Origin of the sequence: Pseudacidovorax sp., assembly GCF_017991995.1 — a bacterium.
Lineage (GTDB): Bacteria > Pseudomonadota > Gammaproteobacteria > Burkholderiales > Burkholderiaceae_C > Xenophilus.
In genome coordinates this window covers 16,034-38,227 of record NZ_JAGOPN010000013.1, presented here as the reverse complement: position 1 = coordinate 38,227, position 22,194 = coordinate 16,034, and the positions used below count along the sequence as shown (strand labels likewise).

General features: G+C 70.5%; 20 protein-coding genes and 1 tRNA gene. 7 read left to right on the top strand and 14 right to left on the bottom strand.

Annotation, left to right across the window (positions count from 1 at the left end):
* Positions 1-559: 559 nt before the first annotated feature.
* The 3 genes from KBC94_RS17730 to KBC94_RS17720 are packed head-to-tail and all read right to left on the bottom strand — an operon-like array spanning position 560 to position 3,462.
* Positions 560-1,429 carry a phosphatidylglycerol lysyltransferase domain-containing protein gene (locus KBC94_RS17730; protein WP_294373002.1) on the bottom strand — a complete coding sequence of 290 codons (870 nt, stop codon included), beginning with the start codon at positions 1,427-1,429 and terminating at the stop codon, positions 560-562.
* Positions 1,426-2,256, bottom strand: coding sequence for a TIGR03084 family metal-binding protein (locus KBC94_RS17725; RefSeq protein ID WP_294372999.1), 831 nt, complete (start codon positions 2,254-2,256; stop codon positions 1,426-1,428). The genes KBC94_RS17730 and KBC94_RS17725 overlap by 4 nt, the downstream gene beginning before the upstream one ends.
* A gap of 30 nt (positions 2,257-2,286) precedes the next feature.
* Positions 2,287-3,462: an acyl-CoA dehydrogenase family protein gene (locus KBC94_RS17720; protein ID WP_294372997.1), complete on the bottom strand. Its 1,176-nt coding sequence runs from the start codon at positions 3,460-3,462 to the stop codon at positions 2,287-2,289.
* Between the two features lie 173 nt (positions 3,463-3,635).
* Between KBC94_RS17720 and KBC94_RS17715 the strand changes: the two genes are divergently transcribed.
* Positions 3,636-5,459: an acyclic terpene utilization AtuA family protein gene (locus tag KBC94_RS17715; RefSeq protein WP_294372996.1), complete on the top strand. Its 1,824-nt coding sequence runs from the start codon at positions 3,636-3,638 to the stop codon at positions 5,457-5,459.
* Here the strand turns inward: KBC94_RS17715 and KBC94_RS17710 are convergent.
* From KBC94_RS17710 to KBC94_RS17700, 3 genes are read right to left on the bottom strand one after another with little or no spacing between them, the layout of a single operon-like run.
* Positions 5,437-5,775, bottom strand: coding sequence for a YnfA family protein (locus KBC94_RS17710; RefSeq protein ID WP_294372994.1), 339 nt, complete (start codon positions 5,773-5,775; stop codon positions 5,437-5,439). The genes KBC94_RS17715 and KBC94_RS17710 overlap by 23 nt on opposite strands.
* A 38-nt stretch (positions 5,776-5,813) precedes the next feature.
* Entirely contained in the window at positions 5,814-7,004 is a 1,191-nt protein-coding gene (locus tag KBC94_RS17705) for an FAD-dependent monooxygenase (protein WP_294372992.1), read from the bottom strand.
* A 3-nt stretch (positions 7,005-7,007) separates the two neighbouring features.
* Positions 7,008-7,973, bottom strand: coding sequence for a tripartite tricarboxylate transporter substrate binding protein (locus KBC94_RS17700; RefSeq protein WP_294372990.1), 966 nt, complete (start codon positions 7,971-7,973; stop codon positions 7,008-7,010).
* A gap of 133 nt (positions 7,974-8,106) precedes the next feature.
* On the opposite strand from KBC94_RS17700, the gene KBC94_RS17695 reads away from it, so the two are divergent.
* Positions 8,107-9,054 (top strand): LysR family transcriptional regulator, encoded by a 948-nt coding sequence (locus tag KBC94_RS17695; RefSeq protein WP_294372989.1) that lies wholly within the window; start codon positions 8,107-8,109, stop codon positions 9,052-9,054.
* 54 nt (positions 9,055-9,108) lie between these two features.
* Here KBC94_RS17695 and KBC94_RS17690 read toward each other — a convergent pair whose 3' ends face one another.
* Entirely contained in the window at positions 9,109-10,116 is a 1,008-nt protein-coding gene (locus KBC94_RS17690; RefSeq protein WP_294372987.1) for a metal-dependent hydrolase, read from the bottom strand.
* Between the two features lie 47 nt (positions 10,117-10,163).
* A complete protein-coding gene (locus KBC94_RS17685) occupies positions 10,164-11,141 on the bottom strand; it encodes a LysR substrate-binding domain-containing protein (RefSeq protein ID WP_294372984.1) in 978 nt (325 codons plus the stop codon).
* 92 nt (positions 11,142-11,233) lie between these two features.
* On the opposite strand from KBC94_RS17685, the gene KBC94_RS17680 reads away from it, so the two are divergent.
* Both KBC94_RS17680 and KBC94_RS17675 read left to right on the top strand, forming a co-directional pair.
* Positions 11,234-12,232: a tripartite tricarboxylate transporter substrate-binding protein gene (locus KBC94_RS17680; protein WP_294372982.1), complete on the top strand. Its 999-nt coding sequence runs from the start codon at positions 11,234-11,236 to the stop codon at positions 12,230-12,232.
* Positions 12,229-13,368 carry a CoA transferase gene (locus tag KBC94_RS17675; protein ID WP_294372980.1) on the top strand — a complete coding sequence of 380 codons (1,140 nt, stop codon included), beginning with the start codon at positions 12,229-12,231 and terminating at the stop codon, positions 13,366-13,368. The genes KBC94_RS17680 and KBC94_RS17675 overlap by 4 nt, the downstream gene beginning before the upstream one ends.
* A gap of 39 nt (positions 13,369-13,407) precedes the next feature.
* On the opposite strand, the gene KBC94_RS17670 is transcribed toward KBC94_RS17675, so the two are convergent.
* Genes KBC94_RS17670 through KBC94_RS17655 form a run of 4 tightly spaced genes read right to left on the bottom strand, consistent with a single transcriptional unit; the run spans position 13,408 to position 18,715 of the window.
* Positions 13,408-15,183 carry a carboxylesterase family protein gene (locus KBC94_RS17670; RefSeq protein ID WP_294372978.1) on the bottom strand — a complete coding sequence of 592 codons (1,776 nt, stop codon included), beginning with the start codon at positions 15,181-15,183 and terminating at the stop codon, positions 13,408-13,410.
* Entirely contained in the window at positions 15,180-16,169 is a 990-nt protein-coding gene (locus tag KBC94_RS17665) for a tripartite tricarboxylate transporter substrate binding protein (protein ID WP_294372976.1), read from the bottom strand. The genes KBC94_RS17670 and KBC94_RS17665 overlap by 4 nt, the downstream gene beginning before the upstream one ends.
* 36 nt (positions 16,170-16,205) lie before the next feature.
* Positions 16,206-17,474, bottom strand: a complete 1,269-nt coding sequence (locus KBC94_RS17660) for a DUF1254 domain-containing protein (RefSeq protein ID WP_294372974.1) — start codon at positions 17,472-17,474, stop codon at positions 16,206-16,208.
* Positions 17,471-18,715, bottom strand: coding sequence for a CoA transferase (locus tag KBC94_RS17655; RefSeq protein ID WP_294372972.1), 1,245 nt, complete (start codon positions 18,713-18,715; stop codon positions 17,471-17,473). Before KBC94_RS17655 ends, KBC94_RS17660 begins: the two co-directional genes overlap by 4 nt.
* An 87-nt stretch (positions 18,716-18,802) precedes the next feature.
* Between KBC94_RS17655 and KBC94_RS17650 the strand changes: the two genes are divergently transcribed.
* Both KBC94_RS17650 and KBC94_RS17645 read left to right on the top strand, forming a co-directional pair.
* A complete protein-coding gene (locus tag KBC94_RS17650) occupies positions 18,803-19,795 on the top strand; it encodes a LysR substrate-binding domain-containing protein (protein WP_294372970.1) in 993 nt (330 codons plus the stop codon).
* A 484-nt stretch (positions 19,796-20,279) separates the two neighbouring features.
* Positions 20,280-20,356, top strand: a tRNA-Arg gene (locus KBC94_RS17645).
* Between the two features lie 50 nt (positions 20,357-20,406).
* On the opposite strand, the gene KBC94_RS17640 is transcribed toward KBC94_RS17645, so the two are convergent.
* On the bottom strand, positions 20,407-20,541 hold the full coding sequence (locus KBC94_RS17640; protein ID WP_294372968.1) for a hypothetical protein: 135 nt from the start codon (positions 20,539-20,541) through the stop codon (positions 20,407-20,409).
* A gap of 431 nt (positions 20,542-20,972) precedes the next feature.
* Between KBC94_RS17640 and KBC94_RS17635 the strand changes: the two genes are divergently transcribed.
* Positions 20,973-21,194 (top strand): hypothetical protein, encoded by a 222-nt coding sequence (locus KBC94_RS17635; protein ID WP_294372966.1) that lies wholly within the window; start codon positions 20,973-20,975, stop codon positions 21,192-21,194.
* Here KBC94_RS17635 and KBC94_RS17630 read toward each other — a convergent pair.
* Positions 21,178-22,155 carry a tripartite tricarboxylate transporter substrate binding protein gene (locus tag KBC94_RS17630; protein WP_294372965.1) on the bottom strand — a complete coding sequence of 326 codons (978 nt, stop codon included), beginning with the start codon at positions 22,153-22,155 and terminating at the stop codon, positions 21,178-21,180. The two genes, KBC94_RS17635 and KBC94_RS17630, sit on opposite strands and share 17 nt — an antisense overlap.
* Positions 22,156-22,194 lie beyond the last annotated feature (39 nt).

The window sequence follows — 22,194 nt, the reverse complement described above, 5'->3', positions numbered from 1 at the left end:
CGCGCGCGCCGGGGCCGGGGCCTGGGGGCCGCGGGCTCATACTTTTTCAGAGATCGCCCGCGGCCCCCAGGCCCCGGCCCCGACGCGCGGGAGACGGCGTGTCGGCACTGGCGAGATCAGTGCAGTGGCGAACGGAACGACTGCGGTGCACTGCCCCACCCCTGCCTTCCGCCAGCGGGAGAAGGAGTCAAGGCCGGCCGTTTACCCGCAACGCAGGCCCTGGTGCCGGTGAGGGCGTGGCGGCGCGCCTGTGGGGCGCCGAGGAGCGCAGGGCAGACGGGCTGCGGGCCTGCCGAAGGACAGGCCCGCTTCGTGAACTGACTCGCGGCAGTTGTTTGAGCGCAGCGCGAAGCGCGTAGCGAGTTCTGCCGCGGCCCGTCTGCCCGAGCACCGGAGGGGAGTCGGCGCGCAGCGCCGACCGCCCCACTTGAAGCGCCGACACGCCCTCACCGGCGCCAGGGCCGAACCACCGCCCACAACCGGACCATCGCCGGGACCAGTCCACCGCTAGAAGCGAACCATCGGAACAAACGAACGGCCGGCCGACATCAAACGCCAATCACCCAACCCGCGACACCCGCCACTTCGCCAGCAAGGCCTGCGGCGCGTACGACCGCTTGCTCCGCCGGAACCCGGGATTGCCCATGTCCTGCTCGAAGTTCAACCAAAGCACCGGACGCGCGAACGACCGGCAGAAGTGCTGGAACATGAACGGGTAGATGCCCACATGGCTGTCCAGCCCCTTGGCGAACCGGATGGCGAACACGCCCGGCTCCAGCGCCTGCGCGAGCACGAAGGCCACCGGCTGCGATTGGACGAAGTACACGAAGCCTTCGAGGCCGAAGCGTCCGGCATGCGCGATGGCCTCCAGGCACGCGTGCTCGTCGGCCTCGCCGGCGCCCTTGCCCTTCTGGACCATCCAGCCCGCAAGCACCTCGCGCGCTGCCGCTTCGACCGCTGGACCGAAGGGCACGGCCTCGGGCACATGATGGGCCAGGAACTGCCGCACCAGGTTGCGCTTCTTGGCCAGGGCCCGCCCCGCATAGTCGCGGAAGGACTCGGCCGCGTAGAGGTAGTCCGCATCGTCTTCGTTGGCGCTCCACACGAAGCGTCCGGCCGGCAAGACCTGGGTCTGATGCTCGGCCACCGGATAGAGACAGCCATGCCTCTCGATCAACGCATCCAGCACCGCCAGCGGCGCCGTACCGATGTCGAAGAGCGGCATGAAGTGCCCGGCACCGTCGTAGGTACGACCCACCACGCCCGGCCACTCGCCGGGCACGAAGCGGTACGCATGGGCCTCGCGGAACAGGTACAGGTTGGAGAAGGCATGGTCCGACAGCGCCTGCGCGCCCTGCCCCGTACGCAAGGCCGCCAGCGCCGCGTCGATGTGCGGCTGCAGGTCCAGCGTGATCGGCAGGCCGTTCAAGCGACGGGGTCGAGGTAGTCCACGCGGCGCACGCCGGGCGGCGGCGCGCTGGCCGGCTCGCCGGCAAAGCACTGGGCGATCTGCAGCCATTCGCGCGCGGCGCCGTCGCTGTAGCGCAGCGCCGTGTCGGCGACATTGCGGCGCTGCGTCACCAGCAGGCAAAAGTCCTCGGCCGTGCCGCGCACCCACTCGGACGAGGCCGGATCGCCCCAGGTCCAGGCACCCTCGCTTTCTGCGCCGCCGGGTGGCGTCTGCAGTTCCACGTACGGCACCACCGCCGGCACGGGCAGGCCGCGGTTGACGAAGCTCCAGCCGAAGGTGGTCACGCCGATGTGCGCGATGTGGCGAAGCCGCGTACCGGCCGGGCGGCGACGCCGCACCACGTCCCACACGTCCTGGCCATGGGCCCAGGTCTCCATCAGCCGCGCAGTGGCGAAGGAGCGCGCGCTCATGCTGGGGCCGTACCAGGGCAGCCGGGCCTTCGGGTCCAGCGCAGCCAGGGCGTCGGTCAGTTGCGCGGACACCGGCTCCCAGTGCGCCAGCAAGGCCGCGCCATCGAGATGGCCGTACTTCTCGCGGGCGATGGCACTGATCTCACGGCCAGCCGCCAACTGAGCCGTCAGCGCAGCGGTATCCCGTGCGAAGGCCTCGGCGTCGGTCGCTGCCAGGAGCGCCGTCTCGTCGAAGTACAGCAGGTGCGCGATCTCGTCCCACGGCGTCCAGCCGTAGAAGTCGCTGCGCAGGCGCCACTGTTCGGGGCTCAGGCCGCGCACCAGCCCGGCCAGTTCGGCGTACTCGGCGCGCAGGTCGTCGATGGTGTCGTTCATCGTGGTCGTCGTCTTGTCGGTTCGTCGCGTTCAGATGCCCAGTTGCCGCGCAGCCAGGTCCTTCATCACTTCCTCGGCACCGCCGCCGATCATCATGACCTTGACCTCGCGGTAGATGCGCTCGCTCTTCGTGCCGCGCATGAAGCCCATGCCGCCCAGCAGCTGGACCGCCTGGTCGGCGCAGAACTGCATCGTCTGCGTGGCCTGCACCTTGGCCAGGCAGACGCGGGCCACCAGCTGGGCCGGCTGCGCCAACTGGTGTTCGATGCGGTAGGTCAGGTCGTAGAGCAGCGCACGCGTGGCATCGATGCGCATGGCCATGTCCATCAGCTTGTGACGCACCACCTGCCGTTGCGACAGCACGCTGCCGCCCACGCTGCGCTGGCGCGTCCAGTCCAGCGCCTCCTGCATGCAGACCTCGGCGTAGCCACAGGCCAGCACCGCCATGAACAGGCGCTCGCTGTTGAAGTTGTTCATCACCAGCTTGAAGCCCTGGTTCTCTTCGCCCACCCGATGCGCCACCGGCACCCGGCACTGGTCGAAGCGCAGGTGCGCGGTGTCGGAGCTCCACCAGCCCATCTTCTTGAGCGGCGTGCGCGTCAGGCCGGGCGTGTCGCCATCGATCACCAGCAGCGAGATGCCGCCCGCGCCCTTGGCCGTCGGGTCGGTGCGCACCGCCGTGGTGATGAAGTCCGCCCTCACGCCGGAGGTGATGAAGGTCTTCTCGCCGTTGACGATGTAGTGGTCGCCGTCGCGCACGGCCGTCGTGCGCAGGCTGGCCACGTCCGAGCCGCCGGAGGGCTCGGTGATGGCCAGGGCCGCGATCTTCTGGCCCGCCAGCACAGGTGGAATCACCCGCTGGCGCAGCGCTTCGCTGCCGGCCTTGAGCACGGGGGGCAGCGCAATGCTGTGCGAGTTGAGCGAGGCCTGCACCCCGCCCCCGCCGCAGCGCGCGAATTCCTCGGCCACGATCAGCTGGTAGAACAGGTCAGCGGGGGTGCCGCCATAGGCCTCGGGGTAGCCCAGGCCCTGCACGCCAAGCTCGGCCATGCGGGCATAGAGCGCACGCGGAAAGGTCTCCGCCTCGTCCCACTCGTGCACATGGGGCGTGACCTCGCGGGCGATGAAGTCGCGCAAGCTCGCGCGGAACTGCTCATGCTCCGGCGTGAAATGGAAGGGAAGCGGCGGCGCTTCGAGCAGGTCCATGCAGGTCTCCCGATGTCGCTGCAAGGCTAGCGTCAGAAACGCGACCGGTCTTGTGCGAACTGGCTGCGCCAATGCCGCCACACGAGCGGATGGAGCGCCCGGCCGAGACAGCGAGTTGGCGCAAGCCCGGCACCGGCCACCTCGCTACGCTGACCGCTTCAGAGGAAACGCGCATGACAGACACGCCGAACAACGCCTCCCGCACGGTCCGCATCGGCGGCGCCTCGGGCTTCTGGGGCGACAGCATGGTGGCCGCGCCGCAGCTCGTGAAGGGCGGCCGGCTCGACTACCTGGTCTTCGACTACCTGGCCGAGACCACCATGGCCATCCTGGCCGCGGCCCGGGCCAAGAACCCCGAGCTGGGCTACGCCACCGACTTCGTCGACATCGCCATGAAGCCCGTGCTGGCCGAGGTCAAGCGCCAGGGCATCAAGGTGGTCAGCAATGCGGGCGGCATCAACCCGCACGGCTGCGCCGCGGCGCTGAAGGCCGTGGCCGAGGCCCAGGGCATCTCGCTGCGCATTGCAGTGGTCGAGGGCGATGACGTGAGCGGCCTGATGCCCGGCCTGCGTGCCGAGGGCGTGCGCGACATGTTCACCGGCGAGGCCCTGCCTGAGAAGGTGCTGAGCGCCAATGCGTACCTCGGCGCCACGCCCATCGCCGCGGCGCTGGCCGCCGGTGCCGAGGTGGTCATCACCGGCCGCTGCGTGGACAGCGCCGTCACCCTGGGCCCGCTGATGCATGAGTTCGGCTGGACGGCCACTCAGCACGACCTGCTCGCGTCGGGCAGCCTGGCCGGCCACATCATCGAATGCGGCTGCCAGGCCACCGGCGGCCTGCACACCGACTGGGAGGACATCCCGGACTGGGCGCACATCGGCTACCCCATCGTGGAATGCCACGCCGACGGCAGCTTCGTCGTCACCAAGCCGGAGGGCACCGGCGGCAAGGTGATCCGCGCAGGCGTGGTGGAGCAGTTGCTCTACGAGATCGGTGACCCGGGCGCCTACCTGCTGCCCGAGGTGAGCTGCGACTTCCGCGAAGTGCGTGTCACCCAGCAGGGCGAGAACCGCGTGCACGTAAGCCCGGCCAAGGGACGCGCGCCGACGCCCCATTACAAGGTGTCGGCCACGCAGCTGGACGGCTTCCGCTGCGCGGGCAGCATGGTGATCATCGGCCTCGACGCCGAGAAGAAGGCGCGGCGCACGGCCGAGGCCATCCTCGAGCGCACCGGCGAGATCCTGCAGGTCCAGGGCCTGCCGCCCTTCACGTCCACCTACATCGAAGTCATCGGCGCTGAGACGCTCTACGGCCCGCACGCCCGCACCCGCCAGGCGCGCGAGGTGATGATGCGCGTGGTGGCCAACCATCCTCAGAAGGCGGCCCTGGCCATGTTCGCGCGCGAGATCGCGCCTTCCGGCACGTCATGGTCGCCGGGCACCACCAGCCCCGGCGGCGGGCGGCCGGCGGTGTCGCCGCTGGTCAAGCCCTTCGCCTTCCTGCTGGACAAGGGCGCGGTGAAGCCGGGTTTCGTGCTCGACTGCGTGCGACATGCAGTGGCCATTCCTGCCGGCGCGCAGGCCTCGCCCGTGCCTGCCCTGCCCGCCCCAGCCGACTGGAAAACCGAGGAGCCCGCCACCGAGACGGTGCGCCTGATCGACCTGGCCTGGGCGCGCAGCGGCGACAAGGGCAACCTGTCCAACATCGGCGTGGTGGCGCGCCGGCCGCAGTGGCTGCCGCTGCTGTGGCAGGCGCTGCAGCCGGCGGTGGTGGAGGCCTGGTTCAGGCACCTGCCCGCCGGGCACGTCACGCGCTACCACCTGCCCGGCACGGATGCGATGAACCTGCTGATCCACGATGCCCTCGACGGCGGCGGCCCTTCGTCCATGCGCATGGACCCGCTGGGCAAGGGCATGGCGCAGATGCTGCTGGACATGCCGATCGCGGTGCCGCCCAGCGTGGCGGCCGAAGCCCTCAGGCGCGCGGGCCGAACATGATCACCGCCATGCCGGCCAGGCACAGCGCGACGCCGGACAGGTCATAGGCGGTGGGCGCGACGCCATCCACCCGCCAGAGCCACAGGATCGCCACGCCCACATACACGCCGCCATAGGCCGCATACACGCGGCCACTGCCGGTGGGATGCAGGGTCAACAACCAGGCGAAGAGCGCAAGGCTGGCCGCAGCCGGCAGCAGCAGCCAGGCCGAGCGGCCCTGACGCAGCCACAGCCAGGGCAGATAGCAGCCCACGATCTCGGCCAGGGCCGTGAGCACGAAGAGTCCGAAGGTCTTGAGCAGGTACACGGCGGCCATTCTGCATGGCCGTGCTTCGCCAACTCCACCGCCCGCGGCTACAGCACAACCTCGTCCACCCGGTACTCGAACAGCCAGTGGTAGCGCTCGTGCACGCGCTCCGGTCGCCACTCGCGGTCCACGTAGGCGGCCGCGCCAGAGGCACTGGCCAGTTCGGGGTTGTGGAAGCGGCGTCCGTTCTCGGTCGACTTCTCCACGATGCGGGTCGTCCGGTCCAGGCGTGCGGCTTCGTAGCGACCCAGCGCTTCAGGCGCGTCGTCGATTTCGGCCAGTGCACGACCCAGCACGAAGCCGTCCTCGATGGCCATGGCGGCGCCCTGCGCCAGAAAGGGCAGCGTGGGATGCGCCGCATCACCCAGCAGCGTCACCCTGTCCTGCGTCCAGCGCGCAAGGGCGGGCCGCGCCATCAGCGCCCAGCGGTACGGCACGTCGATGTGGCGGATCAGCGCATGCACATCGTCATGCCAGCCCTCGAAGTCGGCATGGCATTCGGCATGCGTGCCGCGCTGCGTCCACGATTCGGCCACCCAGCGGTCGGTCTCGACGATGCCAACGAAGTTCATCAGCTGGCCGCCGCGCAGGGGGTAGTGGATGACATGGCGCCCGGGCCCGACCCAGTTCGTACCGACCGGGCGCACCAGTTCGACCGGCAGGCGGCCGATCGGGATCACGCCGCGCCAGGCCATGCAGCCCGAATAGACGGCGGGCCCGTCGCCGAAGAGCTGGCGGCGCACGGCCGAGTGCACGCCATCGGCGCCGATCAACACACGCCCGCGGTGCTCCGAGCCATCGGCCAGCGTGAGCGTCACGCCGTCGGCAGTCTGGACAAAGCGCTCGCAACGCGCGCCCAGGCAGAGCGCGTCGGGCGCGAGGGCGCGGATCGCCTCCACCAGCACCCGATGTAGGTCGGGCCGGTAGAGCGTGTAGTAGGGATGGCCGTATTCCGCCACCGACGCGTCGCCCAGGTCGAAGAGCTTCCAGGTCTGGCCGGTGCTCCAAAGTCGGATCTCCTTGCCCACCGGCTCGGCCGCCACGCGGGCCAGCGGCTCGGCCAGGCCCAGCAGATGCAGCGCGCGGGTGGCGTTGGCGCTCAGCTGCAGGCCCGCGCCCACCTCGCCAAGCTGCGCGGCCTGCTCGAAGACGCGCACGGCATGGCCGCGACGCAGAAGCGCCAGCGCAGCGGTCAGGCCGCCGAGGCCGGCGCCTGCGATGAGGATCGGGTCAGGCATCGCTCACTCTCCCGTGACACCGGCCTGCTGGATGATGCGCGCCCACTTCGCGGCATCGGTGGCGATGACCTGGCCGAAGGCCTCGGGCCCATCCACGCCGGGCTCCACGCCCTGATCGCTCAATACCTGCCGGATCTCGGCCGTGCGCGATACCTGCGCCATGGCCTTGCGCAGCGTCTCCAGCACGGCAGGCGGCGTTTCCTTGGGCGCCACCAGGCCGAACCAGGAGTAGGCCTCATACGGCTTGCCGAGGGCGGACTGCAGCGTCGGCGTCTGCGGCAGCGGCGCGTAAGGCTGGGTGCCGCCCACACCAAGGGCGCGCAGCTTTCCCGTCTTGACGAAGGGCTGCAATGCAGCCGCGGTGTCGAACACCAGGTCCACCTGTCCACCGATGGCATCGGTGATCGCCGGGCTGCCACCGCGGTAAGGCACGTGGGTCAGCTTGATGCCGGCGACGTCGGCATACAGCTCGGTCGAGAGGTGACCGATGGACCCCGTGCCGGCCGTGCCCACGGTCAGGCGTCCGTCACGTGCCTTGCGGGGCAGGTCGGCCAGCGAGGCGATGCCGCTGGCCGGCGAAGCCGCCAGCATCATCGGGCCGCGCAGGGCCATGCCGATGGGCACGAAGGACTGGGCGTCGTAGCGCAGGTTCTTGTAGAGGCCCGGCGCCACGGCAAGCGTGCTGGTGCCGCCCCACAGCAGCGTGTAGCCGTCGGCAGGCGCGCGAGCGACGAAGGCGCTGCCGACGGTGCCGGCGGCCCCCGCACGGTTGTCGATGATCACCGGCTGGCCCAGTGTCTCGCCCAGCGCCTTGCCGTACACCCGGGCACTGGCGTCGGTGGGACCGCCCGCCGGGAAAGGCACGACGATGGTGATGGCGCGGGAGGGATAGGGAGCCTGGGCCAGCGCCGACACAACGGGCAAGGCCATCAGCGAGGCCGCGAGGGCGCGGCGCACAAGGGAAGTCATGGGTCTGTCTCCTGAAGGGGCGACCGGCACATCCCGCCGGTCCGATGCCCGATTGGAAGCGGCATGGCCAGCAAAGTAAAAGTCAGAAATAAAATCAATTGATGACTGATCTTTATCAAAGAAAAGTCGGGCCATGAACCTTTCGGCTCGGCAGTTGCGGGCCTTTGTGGCCGCCGCGCGGGTGCAGAGCTTCACCCGCGCGGCCGAGCAGTTGCACGTCACCCAGCCGGGGCTGAGCGCGATGCTCCGAGAGCTGGAGGCCCAGCTGGACTGCCGCCTCTTCGAGCGCACCACGCGCAGCGTGGCCCTCACGGCGCAGGGCATGGCCTTCCTGCCCACGGCCACGCGCGTGCTGAGGGAGCTGGACGATGCCGCTGCATCCCTGGGCCGCATCACAGCCACGCAGAAGCGTCGGCTGTCGGTGGGTGCCACGCCGGTCATTGCCTCGTCGGTGCTGCCGCAGGCCTGCGCGGTCTTCGCGCAGGCCCATCCGAACGTCGAGGTGGAGGTACAGGACCTGGACCGCGCGTTGATCTACGAACGGGTGCAGAGCGGGGTGCTCGATGCCGGCTTTGGCGCCTTCCTCACCACCTCGCGGGCGGTGCGCCGACGCAAGCTGCTCGATGCGCAGCTGCTGCTGATCCTGCCGGCGGACGAGTCACCGACGGAAGCTGCCCCATTGCGCTGGAAGGAAGCTCCTCGTCACGGGCTGCTGGGCTTGCCGCCCACCAACCCCATCCAGCAGCAGGTGGAGGCCTCTCTGCGCGACAGCGGCGAACCCGGCCAATTCGTGCAGAGCTTCAATCACCTGCACACGCTGCTGGCGATGGTCGAGGCCGGCCGCGGGGCGGCCGTGCTGCCCTCCTTCGTGGCTGGCGCCGCGGCGCGCTATCGCGTCGCGCTGCATGCACTGCGGCAGCCGGTGGTGCCCGTCGACTTCTTCGAGATCACCAAGGCAGGCCGGGAAGAAAGCGACGTGCTCACGGCATTCGCCGAATGCATCACGGCGGTGCTGTCACCCTGGACCTCCGCTGTCGGCGCACCACAGACGCGCGGCCGGTCCACCCGATCCCGCGCTTGAGCTGAACGGGGGCGACGCCCGTTTCAAACGGGGCAGACGCGCCGCCCGCATGGGTCAGCCTGGCGACGCCCAGATGCGCGCCCAGGTGCGCCCGAGCATCCCGCGCGCGTCACGGATGCCGTTCTGCAGCACCACCGGCACTGGCTGCCAGGCGCCCGCCTCCCGGCGCGCCACGCGGTAATTGAAGCTGTAGTCGGGTTCCGCGCCCATGCGCAGGTCCGACACGATCAGGTCGTCTCCGTCCCGTGCCGCCTTCATGAAGCCATGGGTGAACCAGCGCAGCCGCGCCACGGCGCGCTCCTGCGACAAGGCCTCCAGCGCCTGCACCTCGCTGGCGTGGGGCGTGAAGTGCATGGCCCCGCTGTCGGCCACCAGCGAACGCTCGCCCTCCAGGAAGCCATCGGGCGTCATGACCACCACGCGCCACAGCAGCGTGTTGAGCGGCGACGCCACGACCAGCCGTGGCGCGTTCCGCAAACCCTGGGCCGCCAGCGCGCGTGCCGCGATGCGGTCCACCCACTGCTGCGCGACGAGGCTCCAGCCCAGGTACAGGCTGCTGAGCACCAGCGCGCCAGACAGCCATCGCCGGCCGCGTGGACGCGGCCCCGCCACCGCGGCCACGATCACGGCAATGAGCAAGGGCAGGGTGTAGAGCGGATCGATGATGAACACGCTGCCGCCCATCACAGGCGGCGTCGGCGAAGGCCACCACAGCTGCGTGCCGTAGACGGTGAAGGCATCGAGCAGCGGATGCGTGATCAAGGCCAGCCAGATGCCGACGAGCCAGCCACGCGGCGCCTCGCGTACCCGTGCGCTCCAGCGCCGCGCCAGCAGCCAGATCAGCCAGCCGGCGACGAGCAGCACCGGCAGCGAGTGCGAAGGGCCGCGATGCCAGGTGACGTTGGTCACGGCATCGACGCCCATCCCGGACAGGACCAGGCCATCGAGGTCGGGCAAGGTGCCGAGCACGGCACCGGCGACGAGGGCCACGCGCCGGTCGCGGGCCGGCACGGCCACGGCGGCGACCGAGGCGCCGAGAACGATCTGGGTGAGGGAGTCCAAGCGATGTCGCCCCAGGGAAGGTCAAAAAACGGAGTGCGGATCGTCGCTTATGCGCCCGCCGCCGCCTGCCGGACATGGCCGACCAACGCGGCGCGCCATTGGACGACCTGTGGCAGTGACGCCAGCTCGGCGCGCGTGATGAAGAACATGGGGCCCGACGGCAGGGGCCGCTGCAGCAGCAGAGCCTTCACCACGCCGCGTGCCTGGTAGTGCTCGACGGCCGTCTGCGGCGCCACGGCCAGCAACCGGCCGGCGCCGGCCAGCGTCAGGCTGGTGTGGAAGGAGGTCGACTCCACCGCCGCCGCCGGCGGCTGCAGGCCACTCTCCAGGAACCAGCGCTCGACGTTGCGCCGCGTGTTGGTGGCCGGCGGCGGCAGGATCCAGCGCTCGGCCTGCAGCGTCGCCAGGGTGTGCCGCCGGCGGCCGACCAGCGGATGGCCGGGCGCGGCCGCGATGGCCATGCGCTCTTCCCACAGCCGCTCGATCTGCAGGTCGCCCGGGGCGTCCTCGCCGGCTTCGAGGCGGCCGATCACGCAGTCGACCTCACCGTCGCGCAGCAGGCGCATGAGCTGGTCCACGTTGGCCTCGCGCAGCACCAGCCGGGGCAGTTGCCCGGCTGCATCGACGTGGGCCGTGACCGCGGGCAGCACGGCCACGGCGACCAGCGGCAGGATGCCCATGCGCAGCACCGGCGTCGCCAGCGCCGCGTCCGCGCCTGCCGCGGCATCGAGCGCGCCGAGCGCCACACGCAGCCGGTCCAGCGCCACGCGGCCGGCGGGACTCAGCCGGGCGCCACGGGCGCTGCGCTCGATCAGGCCGACGCCCAGCGCGGCCTCGATCTCCTGCAGCATCTTGGTGGCGCCGGGCTGGCTCACCTGCAGGCGTTCGGCCGCTGCGCTCAGCGAGCCGGTCTCGGCCACCCAGTGCAGCAGCCGCAGGTGCCGCACGCGCAGGCGGTCCATGCGCCGGGCACGGCGCTCCTCATCGCGGGCGGTGGAAGCGGGCTCGGATCCTGTCTGGGCCATATCGATCGGTGATGGCTTCTTTCGAAACCAATAATTGTGTGGCATGGCCCGCGATTCCAGAATCGGCGTATCGAACGACGGAGACAACAGCAATGAACGAGACGAACCTGCGTCGACGCCGGCTGCTGCTCGGCGCCCTGGGCCTGGCCGCCGGTCGCGGTGCCCTGGCGGCCGCGCCCGAGGCGACGGCGCGCTACCCCGAACGGCCCGTGCGGCTCATCGTGCCCTACGCCGCGGGCGGTGGCCCCGACATCCAGGCCCGCCTGCTCGGCCCCGTGCTGGGCAAGCAACTCGGCCAGGCGATGGTGCTGGAGAACAAGGTGGGCGCTGGCGGCATCCTGGCGGCCGAGTACGTGAACCAGCAGCCGCCCGATGGCTACACCCTGCTGCTGGGCAGCTCCACCCACGTCACGCAGAAGCTGCTTCAGCCCTCGGTCAAGTTCGATCCCCAGGCCTTCAGCCACATCTGCCGCACCGGCACCAGCGCCTGCCTGCTGGTGGTGGGCGCCGATTCGCCGCTGCGCAGCGTGGACGACCTGCTGGAGGCCGCACGGCGCGATCCCGGCCGGCTGAACTACGCCTCGGGCGGCATCGGCAGCGCAGCCCATCTCTTCGCGGCGGCCTTCCTGTCGGCGGCCGACGTGCAGGCCACCCATGTGCCCTATCGCGGCTCGGTGGAGATCGGGCTGGCGCTGATCCGCGGCGATGCGCAGTTCGCCTTCCCCGTCATCTCCACCGCCCTGCCCCAGGTGCGTGACGGCAAGCTGCGCGCCCTGGCCGTCACGGCCGGCGAGCGCGACCCGGCCCTGCCACAGGTGCCCACGCTCAACGAGGCGCTGCGACGGCAGGACCTGGACCTGGTGTCGTGGTCGGGCATCTGGGGGCCGCCGGGCCTGCCCGATGCGCTGGTGCAGCGCCTGTTCGGCGCCGTGCGCGCGGCCATGCAGGACGCAGGCCTGCGCGCCGCCTACGCACGCGACGGCACGGTGCCCAGCGTGTCCGAGTCGCCCGCCGAATTCAGCCGCTTCGTCGAGCGCGAGACCGTGCGCTACCGCACGCTCATCGCCCGCAACCGCATCAGCCTTCCATGAGCACCGCCACCATGCCCTCCCCCGCATCGCTCGCGCCCGTGACCGACTTCGCCCCGCTTGCCGGGGTGCGCATCCTGGACTTCTCGCATGTCATCGCCGGCCCCTTTGCCACCTTCCTGCTGGCGCAGTTGGGCGCGCAGGTCACCAAGGTCGAGAGCCTGGACGGCGACGTGATGCGCCGGGCCGGCCAGGGCGGCGACAAGTTCCTGGCCCTCAACGCCGGCAAGCACCACCTTCGGCTGGACCTGCGCAGCGAGGAAGGCCGGCACCAGGCCGAGGCGCTGGCGCTGGCCAGCGACGTGGTGGTCGACAACCTGCGGCCCGGCGTGCTCGAAGGCTTCGGCCTGGGCTATGCGGCCCTGCAGGCGCAGCATCCGGGCCTGCTGTACTGCACCATCTCCGGCTATGGCCGGGGTGCGGAGGAATGGCGCGCCCGCCCGGCCTACGACCATGTCATCCAGGCAGCGAGCGGCATGGCCTGGATGGCCGGCGCCGAGGGCGATCCGCCCGTCAAGACCGGCTTTCCCGTCGTCGACTCGGCGACCGGCCTGCTGGCCGCACTGGCCATCCTGAGTGCGCTGCGGGAGCGCGAGCGCAACGGCCGCGGCGCGCTGGTCGACGTCTCCATGGCCGGCGCGGCGCTGCAGCTCATGTACCCGCTGGCCTGTGACGCGCTCACCACCGGCAGCGTGCCGCCGCGCGTGGGCAACCAGGGCTACTCGGGCAGCCCCGCGGCCGACTTCTTCCAGGCCGAGGACGGATGGCTCGCCATCGGCGCGAACACGCCGCGCCAGTTGCAGGCCGTGCTGCAGGTGCTGGGCCTGGGCCACCTGGCCAGCGATCCCGCCGTGTTCGCGCAGCCGCTGGATGCAGGCGGCCCCGTGAGCTTCGTGCGGGCGCTCGACCCTGCCGCGCTCAAAGCGGCGCTGGCCCGTGCGATCGCAGCGCGCGGTGCCGCCGAACTCGAAGCCGCGATCAGCCAGGCCGGCGCCCCCGCCGCGCGACTGCGCACCATCGCCGAATTCAGCCGCGAGGCGGCTGGCAACGGCTGCATCGGCACCGTGGCGCTGACCGAGGGAGAGACCACGGTGCGCTCGACGGGGCTGGGTTTCCAGCTCTACCGGCCGCGGGGCTGACGTGCACGCGCCGCGGCGCGTTGCGCCGACGGCAGACGCTCATCGCACGCCGATGGCCTTGTCCGTGGCCGTGGCGTCGAAGACCAGTCGCCCCGGCCACTGCGGCCAGGCTTTGCCCAGCGACGGATCGTTGGGGTTGCCGCTGCGCGCGAAGGCGCCCAGGCTCGCCATCATGGCCTGCGACAGCGCCAGCCGCCCTGGCGCGTTGGCGCGGCTGAACGAGATGTTGGCGAAGAGCGAAGGGCCGAAGTTGCCGAAGACGAAAGGCAGGTCGAAGGCATGGGCCGCACCGAAGATACGGTCGAAGGGCGCGGGCAACTCGTCCCATTCGAATTCGTAGGCCCAGAGCTCGCGCTGTCGGCTGTGCAGCGCATTCATCATGTCGTCGCGGATGGCCGTGAACCACAGCCGGTCGAGCTCGGCCGCGCGGGCGTCGAAGCCGGTGCGCGGCGCATCGGTGGGCAGGTACGCGGGTGGAATCCATTGCTCGATGCGGGTCTGCGGCGACCCGTCGGGGTCGTAGCGGTAGGCCAGCGCAAAGACGGCCGCATCGTCCAGCAGCCGGCCGCTGGTGCCGCCCAGGTCCGGCCGCAGCGCGAAGAGCTGGGGAAAGAGCTTGGTCTCGTCGCGCGCATGCCCTGCCAGCACCGGCACCTCCACATAGCGGCCGGCGCGCACCGCGGCGATCGGGTCCGGGGGCAGCACCCAGCCGTCGGGAATGGGATTGGAGGCAGCCATGCCGCGGGCGGCGAGTCGCGTGCGGACCAGATCGAGCAGCGTGTCGGCCGGCATGGCGCGCAGCCAGGCGGCCAGCTGGGCCGGAGCAGCATCGCGTGCGAGCTGACGGGCCTGCGCTTCGTTCGCCGCATGGCCGCCCGCCACCAGACCTTCGAGCATCAAGGCCTCTGCGCGCGCTGCCCAGACGGTCCGGGGCAGCACGCCGGCGATGGCACCGCGCGGCAGCGTCGCCGCCGTGGACAGCCCGCCACTCAGCGCGGCCACGCGGTGGAACAGCGGCCGCTCGCGCGCCACCAGCATCGGCGAGACCAGCAGCGCATCGACGTTGACCGCGCCCGCGGATTGGCCCATGAGCGTCACGCGGTCGGGATCGCCGCCAAAGACCGCGATGTTCCCGGCCACGAACTCCAGCGCACGGGTGATGTCCAGCAGGGCGAAGTTGCCCGAGTCCTCCTCGCGCTGGCCGGTCTTTAGCGACGCCGCATCGAGGAAGCCGAAGATGCCGAGCCGGTAGTTGACGCTGACGACCACGGCGTCCTGCGAGCGCGCCAGCGCCGCCCCGTCATAGACCGGGTCGGCGGTGTAGCCGCTGATGTTGCTGCCGCCGTGGACGAAGACGATCACCGGCCGCGGCGCTACCGGACGGGAGGCAGGCGTCCAGATGTTGAGGTAGAGGCAGTCCTCCGACCCCACGGTGCGGCCGAGGGCGGTGCCCACGGTCTCGTCGTAGCGGTTGTTCAGACCGGGACCGTACAGCCGTTGCGTCTGGACGCAGGCCGGGGCGAAGTGGGTGGCGTCGCGCACCGCGGTCCACGGCTGCGGCGCCTGCGGCGCGCGCCAGCGCAGCGGGCCGATGGGCGGCTGCGCATACGGCACGCCCGTCCAGCGCCACGTGCCGTTCTGCGTGGCGTCATCGCGCCCGGCGACCGGGCCGAAGGTGGTGTCGCGCCGTAGGGCGTTCGCGCCCGAGCCCGCGCCCGGGCCGGCACAGGCGGCCAGGCCGATGATGGTCGCCACGACGCTCGCCAGGCGCAGCACGCGGGCCAGCGGCCCGGCCCCAAGAATGACGCGGCTCATGATTCGGCCGTGATGTTGGCGGCCTTGATGATCTGCGCCCACTTGCGCGTCTCGGTTCCGATGAAGGCGCTGAAGGCCTCGGCCGTGCCGCCGCGCAGTTCCAGCCCGGCAGCCTCGGCTTTGCGCCGCACATCGGCGTCGGCGATGGCCGCATTGATCTCGGCATTGAGCCGCTCGACCACCGGCGCCGGCGTTCCGGCCGGCGCCAGCAGGCCGTACCAGCCATAGCCCACCACCTGCGCCAGGCCCTGCTCGCGCAGCGTGGGCGCGTCGGGGTAGAGCGGCGTGCGCGTCTCGTTGGCCACGCCCAGCACGCGCAGCTTGCCGGCCTGGATGTGCGGCACCGCGGTGGAGATGGCGGTGAGCGTGGCATCGATGCGCCCGGCCAGCAGCTCGGTGTAGGCCGGCGCATCGCCGCGGTACTGCACCACGATGCCCTTGGCGCCGGCCGCGCGCAGCAGCAGTTCGGCCGTGAGGTGCGGCGCCGAGCCCGCCCCCGGTGAGCCGAAGGTCGCGCCCTTGGGATTGGACTTGGCGTACTGCACAAACTCCGCCAGCGTCTTGTACGGCGCCTGCGCATTCACCACCAGGAAGAGCGGCGCGATGGCCGTGCTGCCGATGGCGGCGAAGCTTTTGTGCACGTCGTAGGGCAGGTCCTTGTAGAGCGCCTCGCCGATGGCGATGGGCGCGGCGGCATGCAGCAGCGTGTAGCCGTCGGGCGCGGCCTTGGCCACGTAGTCGTTGGCGATGCGCGTGCCGGCGCCCGCCTTGTTCTCGACCACCACGCTCTGTCCGAGGCGGCGGCCGAGAAAGTCGGCCAGCACCCGCGTGAGGATGTCGTTGGAACCGCCCGCGCCGTAGGGCGAGACGAGCCGGATGGCCCGCACGGGCCAGGCATCGGCCGCAGCGGCATCGAGCGACCACGGCAGCGCCAGGCCGGCAGCGGCGGTGGCCAGGAAGTGGCGGCGGGGAAGGTTCTTGCTCATGTCGTTGTCTCCGTTCTTGCTTTGTCGTCGGGTCGCTCAGAGCCGCCGGATCGGCGGGTAGTCGAAGCGCAGTGCCAGGTGCGCCTCCTGCGGCTGGTAGAGGCGCAGCACCACGTAGAAGGGCTCGCCGGCCGGCGCCGGCAGCCAATTGAACCCCGGGCCGGGGTCCTCGGCCTGAAGGCGGATCGCCAGGCTGCCGTCGGGGCCATGCACCAAGCCCGGCGTGCGGTCGCCGATGGAATAGCGGTCGATGGGGTTGGCCACGAAGAGGCAGTCGCTGCGGCGGTACATGGTGAGCGACCAGAACGCGCCGACCTGCGGCCCGCAGCCAGGGGCGAAGCGCAGCTCGTAGCGGTGGGCGCCATCGAGCACGGAGCCGTCGGCGTCCACCTCGGCGGTGGGGTACATCGCCTCGTCCATGCCCAGCGCGCCGATGAAGTTGCGCGCGATGCGGGCGCGGGTGAGCCAGTCGTCGCCCCAGTGCGTGCGCACCATCACCGGGATGGCCCAGCCGCCGCCCAGGTCGTGCGGCTGGCCGGCGGTGCGCAGGTGCTCGTACACCGCCGGCAGCGCGGCGGCCAGGGCCTCGCACGCGGGTGGCCAGGCCAATGTCTCGCCCTCCGGCGGCGGGTTGCCGGCCAGCGCGGCATCCACCACGCGCCGGTAAGTGGTGGCGTCGGGTACGCGGATGTCGCGGCCGTCGATGCCCGTGTCGACACGCATCGCGGCGTCGCTGCCGTCCAGCCGCTGCATGCGCAGCGCGGCCTGCAGGCGCTGCACCTGCTGCGCATCCGGTCCGTCGTCCTCCACCAGGATGCGGCCGATGAGCCAGACGTCGTGGCCCGGGGCGGCAATGACCTGCGTCACCTCCGGCGGCACCGTGCCCTGCCAGCCCGGGCCGTGCACCAGCGTACGCTGCGGCCGGTTGCCGGTGGTGCGGCGGCCCACGTAGGCGAAGGGATTGGTCCAGGCATCGAGCAGGCCCAGCGTCCAGTAGCGATCGCCCATGTCCGGCGATTCGATCAGCACCGGCCCCTCGGACAGGTCCAGCCAGGCATTGCTGTAGACGGTGTCGTTGTTGGGGCTGACCACCTCCTTGTCCTGCGGACCGAGCCGGCGGTGGGTGTGGGTGAACTGGTTGACCCAGCGCCAGTGCGAGTCGCGCTCGGGCGCCGCGAATCCATTCTGCGGATGACGCCGGGCGGTGGTGGCGGCACGCATGCGCATCATCTCGAACAGCGGCAGGGTCTGGATCACCGCCTGCTCGGCGGCATCCGGATGGACAAGGTGGGTGTCAGGGCTCATCGGGTCGTCTCCGTCTCGTTGTTCTTGCGGCACCCACCGACGACGCCGTCGCGGCGCAGGGCGTCGATCTGCTCGGGCGAGAAGCCGAGGTCGGCCAGCACGGCCTCGGTGTCGGCGCCCACGGCCGGCGCCGCGGGCGGGGCGGCGCGCGGGGCGTCGTCCAGCGTGTAGGGCAAGGCCAGCGTGGTGTAGCGGCTGCCATCGGCGGCCACCGCCTCGACCAGCATGCCGCTGGCCTGCACGTCGGCGCTCTGCAGCACCTGGCCGTAGCTGCGCACGGCGCCCACCACGATCTGGTTGCGGCTGAGCAGGGCCACGCATTCCTCGCTGCTGAAGGCGGACAGGCACTCGCGCAGCACGGTGCGCAGTTCGGCGCGATGGCGCACCCGCTGCGCATTGCTGCAGAAGCGCGGGTCGTCGACGAGCGCCTCGCGACCCACCACGCGGCAGAAGCGCGCCCAGTGCTCGTCGGCATAGGCCGAGAGCACGATGTGGCCGTCGCGCGTGGGCACCACCTCGGCGGCCGGCGCGTTGTGGGGCTGGCCGTCGCCGATGCGCGTGGGCTCGGGCGCGCCGCCCAGGTAGTCGCTCCAGGTGGTGGCCTGCAGGTGCAGCGCCACTTCCAGCAGCGAGGTGCGCACCGTGGCGCCCTGCCCGCTGCGCTCCCGCCCATAGAGCGCGGCCAGCACGGCCTGCGCGCCCAGATGCGCCGCCGCCGCATCGACGATGGGCACGCCCACCTTCTGCGGCAGCCGGTCGGGCTCGCCGGTGACGGACATCAGGCCGCTTTCGGCCTGGGCCGCGATGTCGTAGCCGGGCCGTCCGCGCGACGGCCCCTGCATGCCGAAGCCGGAGATCGACAGGTAGACCAGACGCGGATGGCGGGCACGCACCGCGTCGGGGCCGAAACCCAGCGCCTCCACGGCGCCTGGGCGCAGGTTCTGCACCAGCACGTCGCTGGCGCCGATCAGCCGCCAGGCCACGGCGCGGCCCTCCTCGCGCTTGAGGTCCAGCGCGATGGACTGCTTGCCGCGGCTATAGGCGCGCAGCATCGATTCGCCGTAGCGCCCGATGTGGCGCGCCTGGTCGCCGGCCAGCGGCTCGATCTTGATGACCTGGGCGCCCAGTTCCGCCAGCACCATGGCGGCACCGGGTCCGGCGATGTACTGGCCCATGTCGATCACACGCACGCCATCGAGCGGCGTGGCGGCGCGGACTGTCTCGGTCTCTTGGAAGCTCATGGACCGCGAAGTTACCGGCGGCGGCCATTCTTGAAAATTCAATAATCGTGAGGTCGTGATCACCAGGCGCTATCGCCGACCACCCCCATGGACAGCCGGACCGACCACCTCGTGCGCAAGCTGCGTCTGCGCCACCTCGAACTGCTGGTCGCGCTGAGCGAGACCGCCACCATGCGCGGGGCGGCCGCCCGCCTGCACCTGAGCCAGCCGGCGCTGAGCAAGATGCTGGGCGAGATCGAAGCCTGCTTCGACGCCCGCCTCTTCGAGCGAAGCCACCAGGGCATGCAGCCCAATGCGCTGGGCGCGAGCGCCGCCTACCGCGCGCGGGCGGTGCTCCATGAACTGGAACGCGCGACCGAGGAGGTGGCCGCACTGAAAAGCGGCGCTGTGGCTCTGCTGCGCGTCGGCGCGCCGTCGGTGACGGCTGCCGTGCCCGCCGCGGTGGCCGAGCTGCGCCGCCAGGTGCCCGGCACTGTCGTGCAGATTCGCGAAGGACGCGTGCACGAGCTGATCCAGCGGCTGCTGGCGGGTGAACTCGACTGTGTGTTCGGCGCAGTCACGCCCGAGCTGTTGGCCGCCGACATCATGCCGAGGCTGGAGCCCGTGCTCATGCTGGAGGACGAACTGCACGTGCTGACGGCGGGGGCCCTGCCTCGCCCCGATAAGGGACGCCTGCGCTGGACCGACCTGCGGGATGCGCCATGGATGGTGCCTCCGCGCGACACGCTGGTGCGTCAGGCCTTCATGACCGCCTTTCTCAATGAGGCCGCGGCGCCGCCGACACCCGTGATCGAGGTCATGTCCTCCGTGACCATCGGGGCGCTGCTGCGAGCCGATCCCACCCTGCTGTGCGCTGTTCGCCGCGAGCACGCCACCGACGAACTGGCGCGTGGCGGCGTGCACCGCGTGGAGGTCACGCCCCGCGTACCGCTGCCCTCCTTCGGGCTGTTCATGCGGCAAGAGGACCTGCAGCGCCCGCCTGTCGTCCTTGCTTTTGCGGAAGCACTGCGCCGCGTGGCAAGGCCGCCACGGCCGCAGCGGCTGGATGCGCGCAAAACCCTCGAAGTACGAAGAACTTAGAGATCGTGACAAATTGTGTCACTAAAATCCGCGTGGTTTGCTGGGGCGCTTGTCTTTGCGGCCAATCCCGCAGGGGGGCGGACGAGCCCGGCGGCGGCTGGCACAAAGATCGCTTCAGCCGCCTGCCTTGCGGCTTGGACGGTCAACCCGCCCGCTGCGCCCCATGCGGCGTCAGACCCCTGTCACATCGCGAGAGGACATTTGCGTCATGGACCACAAGCAGTACGCGGCTCGGCGTAGGGCAGACCGCATCGGCAAGACCATCCTGGCCGTGCTTGCCGTCTGTCTGGTGGTGCTGATCGCCCTGCGGATGGCATAAGCGACGCCATGCGGTCCTCCGGAGAGCGCGAGCAGCGCCGCGAGCGGTCATCGTGGAACGAGGCCCCTGCCACTAGAATGCGCGGCTTCGCGCTCACCTGCGAAACCGTGCCGCCTACGGCCACTCGTCCAGACCTTGTGCCGGCCTGTACGCAGCCCTTCTTCACTGCCCATAGCTCAACTGGATAGAGCAGCTGCCTTCTAAGCAGCAGGTCGGGGGTTCGAGTCCCTCTGGGCAGGCCATCCAAAGAAATTGAATCGGCCCGGTTTCCGTGGCGGCTGTTTGGCTTCTGTCACCCCGCCACGGTGGTGGCCTGACAGGCGAGTTGCCGGTAGTGGTTTGCTTCGGCCTCGGCCGGCGGGATGTCGAAGGCCACGTACAACCAGCCTTGCCAGGTCGGGACATAGGTGAAGTCGCTGACCCACAACTGGTTTGGCAGCTCGACACCGCGGCGGAGGCCAACGCAGTCGGCGCACCAGCAGTTGAGCGAGGATCAGCGCCAAAGCACCACCATCGCCACCACCGGCAGCGCCGTCATGACGAGCAGCGGCAACGTGAGACTGTGGCCGACCAACGCGCCCGCCAGTCCCGGACCGGCCACCATGCCCACGCCAGTTCCCGAACAGCAGCGGAGCGAGGCAGAAGTCCGCGCCAGCGGAGCCGGAGCCGGAGCCGGAGCCGGTGGCGAGGATCTCCCTGGCGTCAGGCCGCGGGAACGTTGCGGGCGCGCGGGAAGCAGGAGCTGGGTCGGACTGCAAACGCATGGTGCGGTGATGGAAATGAAGGATCGAACCGCGGACAACGACCCCGCAAGTCCTGGCGCGCTTCCAGGCAGCGGATGCGCAGAAGTGGGGGCGCATGATCAAGTCTGCACGCATCGAACCGGAGTGCCCCTTTGCGCCCGATGCCCGGCGCAAGCAGCGCATTGGCACGCATCTCGTTCAATCTCTGCGGCGTCCAAAGAAAATCCGACGTATCGGATTTCCGGCAAATGCGGTGCCGCAGGCCCTGCAAAAAAATGGCGCCCCGCCGGGCGCCAAACCACGGAAGAACCTCGTCCGTCCTAGTCGGCTGCCTTGAAGCCGGTCGCCTTGACCAGCGCGGCCCAACGGGCGGTGTCGCTGGCGATCTCGCTCTCGAATTCGGGGATCGAGACGTCGGGCACGTCGAAGTTCAGCATTTCCAGGCGAGCGCGGTAGGCCGGATCCTTGTGCGCCTTCATCACGGCGCTGCGGATCTGCTCCACGAGCTTCGGATCGGTGCTGCGCGGCACGAACACGCCGAACCAGATCGTTGTCGTCAGGTCGCCCTGGCCGACCTCCTGCAGCGTCGGCACGTCGGGCAGGTAGCGCGAGCGCTTCGGCCCGGTCACCGCAATGGCCCGCAGCTTGCCTTCCTTGATCTGCGGTGTCGCCGATGCCAGTTGGGTGAAACCGAACGGAACCTGGCCGCCCAGGATGTCGGTGATCTGCGGCGCCGAACCCTTGTATGGAATGTGGACCATCTTCGCCTTCAGCTTCTCGTTGAGTTGGTAGCCGAGGAAGTGCGACGGCGTGCCGGGGCTGAACGAGGCATAGGACGCCTTGTTGGCCGGGTCCTTGATCCACTGCGCCAGCTCCGCGAAGTTCTTCGCCTTGACCGAGGGATTCGTCACCAGCACCAGCGGAGCCTCGACGGCCTTCAGGACCGGGACGAAATCGGACGGCTTCCACCGCAGCTGCGCAAAGGCCGCCGGGTTGATGGTCATCATGGACTGCGTGCCGATCCACAGCGTGTTGCCGTCGGTGGCCTTCAGGGCCATCTCGGCACTGAGATTGCCGTTGGCGCCGGGCCGGTTGTCGACGATGAAGGTGCCACCGGTGGTCTTGTTGAGCTGATCGGCCAGGGCCCGGGCGAAGGGGTCGAGCGCGCCCCCCGCCGGCACGCCGACCATGATCGTCACCGGCCTGGTGGGCCATGTCTGCGCCATCGCAGCGCCGCCCGCCATGCACAGCCCTGCCAACAGGGCACCCAATGCCCGGCTCGTCGTCTGTCGTTTCATCGTCGTCTCCACACCCGTCTCACCGACAGGCAAAGTTTT

Excerpts from the sequence above, each read along its gene's own strand:
- KBC94_RS17685 (WP_294372984.1), bottom strand. The coding sequence starts at position 11,141 with ATGGCCCAGACAGGATCCGAGCCCGCTTCCACCGCCCGCGATGAGGAG.
- KBC94_RS17710 (WP_294372994.1), bottom strand. The coding sequence starts at position 5,775 with ATGGCCGCCGTGTACCTGCTCAAGACCTTCGGACTCTTCGTGCTCACG.
- KBC94_RS17715 (WP_294372996.1), top strand. The coding sequence starts at position 3,636 with ATGACAGACACGCCGAACAACGCCTCCCGCACGGTCCGCATCGGCGGC.
- KBC94_RS17720 (WP_294372997.1), bottom strand. The coding sequence starts at position 3,462 with ATGGACCTGCTCGAAGCGCCGCCGCTTCCCTTCCATTTCACGCCGGAG.
- KBC94_RS17725 (WP_294372999.1), bottom strand. The coding sequence starts at position 2,256 with ATGAACGACACCATCGACGACCTGCGCGCCGAGTACGCCGAACTGGCC.
- KBC94_RS17670 (WP_294372978.1), bottom strand. The coding sequence starts at position 15,183 with ATGAGCCGCGTCATTCTTGGGGCCGGGCCGCTGGCCCGCGTGCTGCGC.
- KBC94_RS17695 (WP_294372989.1), top strand. The coding sequence starts at position 8,107 with ATGAACCTTTCGGCTCGGCAGTTGCGGGCCTTTGTGGCCGCCGCGCGG.
- KBC94_RS17630 (WP_294372965.1), bottom strand. The coding sequence starts at position 22,155 with ATGAAACGACAGACGACGAGCCGGGCATTGGGTGCCCTGTTGGCAGGG.
- KBC94_RS17660 (WP_294372974.1), bottom strand. The coding sequence starts at position 17,474 with ATGAGCCCTGACACCCACCTTGTCCATCCGGATGCCGCCGAGCAGGCG.
- KBC94_RS17665 (WP_294372976.1), bottom strand. The coding sequence starts at position 16,169 with ATGAGCAAGAACCTTCCCCGCCGCCACTTCCTGGCCACCGCCGCTGCC.
- KBC94_RS17650 (WP_294372970.1), top strand. The coding sequence starts at position 18,803 with ATGGACAGCCGGACCGACCACCTCGTGCGCAAGCTGCGTCTGCGCCAC.
- KBC94_RS17705 (WP_294372992.1), bottom strand. The coding sequence starts at position 7,004 with ATGCCTGACCCGATCCTCATCGCAGGCGCCGGCCTCGGCGGCCTGACC.
- KBC94_RS17675 (WP_294372980.1), top strand. The coding sequence starts at position 12,229 with ATGAGCACCGCCACCATGCCCTCCCCCGCATCGCTCGCGCCCGTGACC.
- KBC94_RS17655 (WP_294372972.1), bottom strand. The coding sequence starts at position 18,715 with ATGAGCTTCCAAGAGACCGAGACAGTCCGCGCCGCCACGCCGCTCGAT.
- KBC94_RS17680 (WP_294372982.1), top strand. The coding sequence starts at position 11,234 with ATGAACGAGACGAACCTGCGTCGACGCCGGCTGCTGCTCGGCGCCCTG.
- KBC94_RS17635 (WP_294372966.1), top strand. The coding sequence starts at position 20,973 with ATGATCAAGTCTGCACGCATCGAACCGGAGTGCCCCTTTGCGCCCGAT.
- KBC94_RS17700 (WP_294372990.1), bottom strand. The coding sequence starts at position 7,973 with ATGACTTCCCTTGTGCGCCGCGCCCTCGCGGCCTCGCTGATGGCCTTG.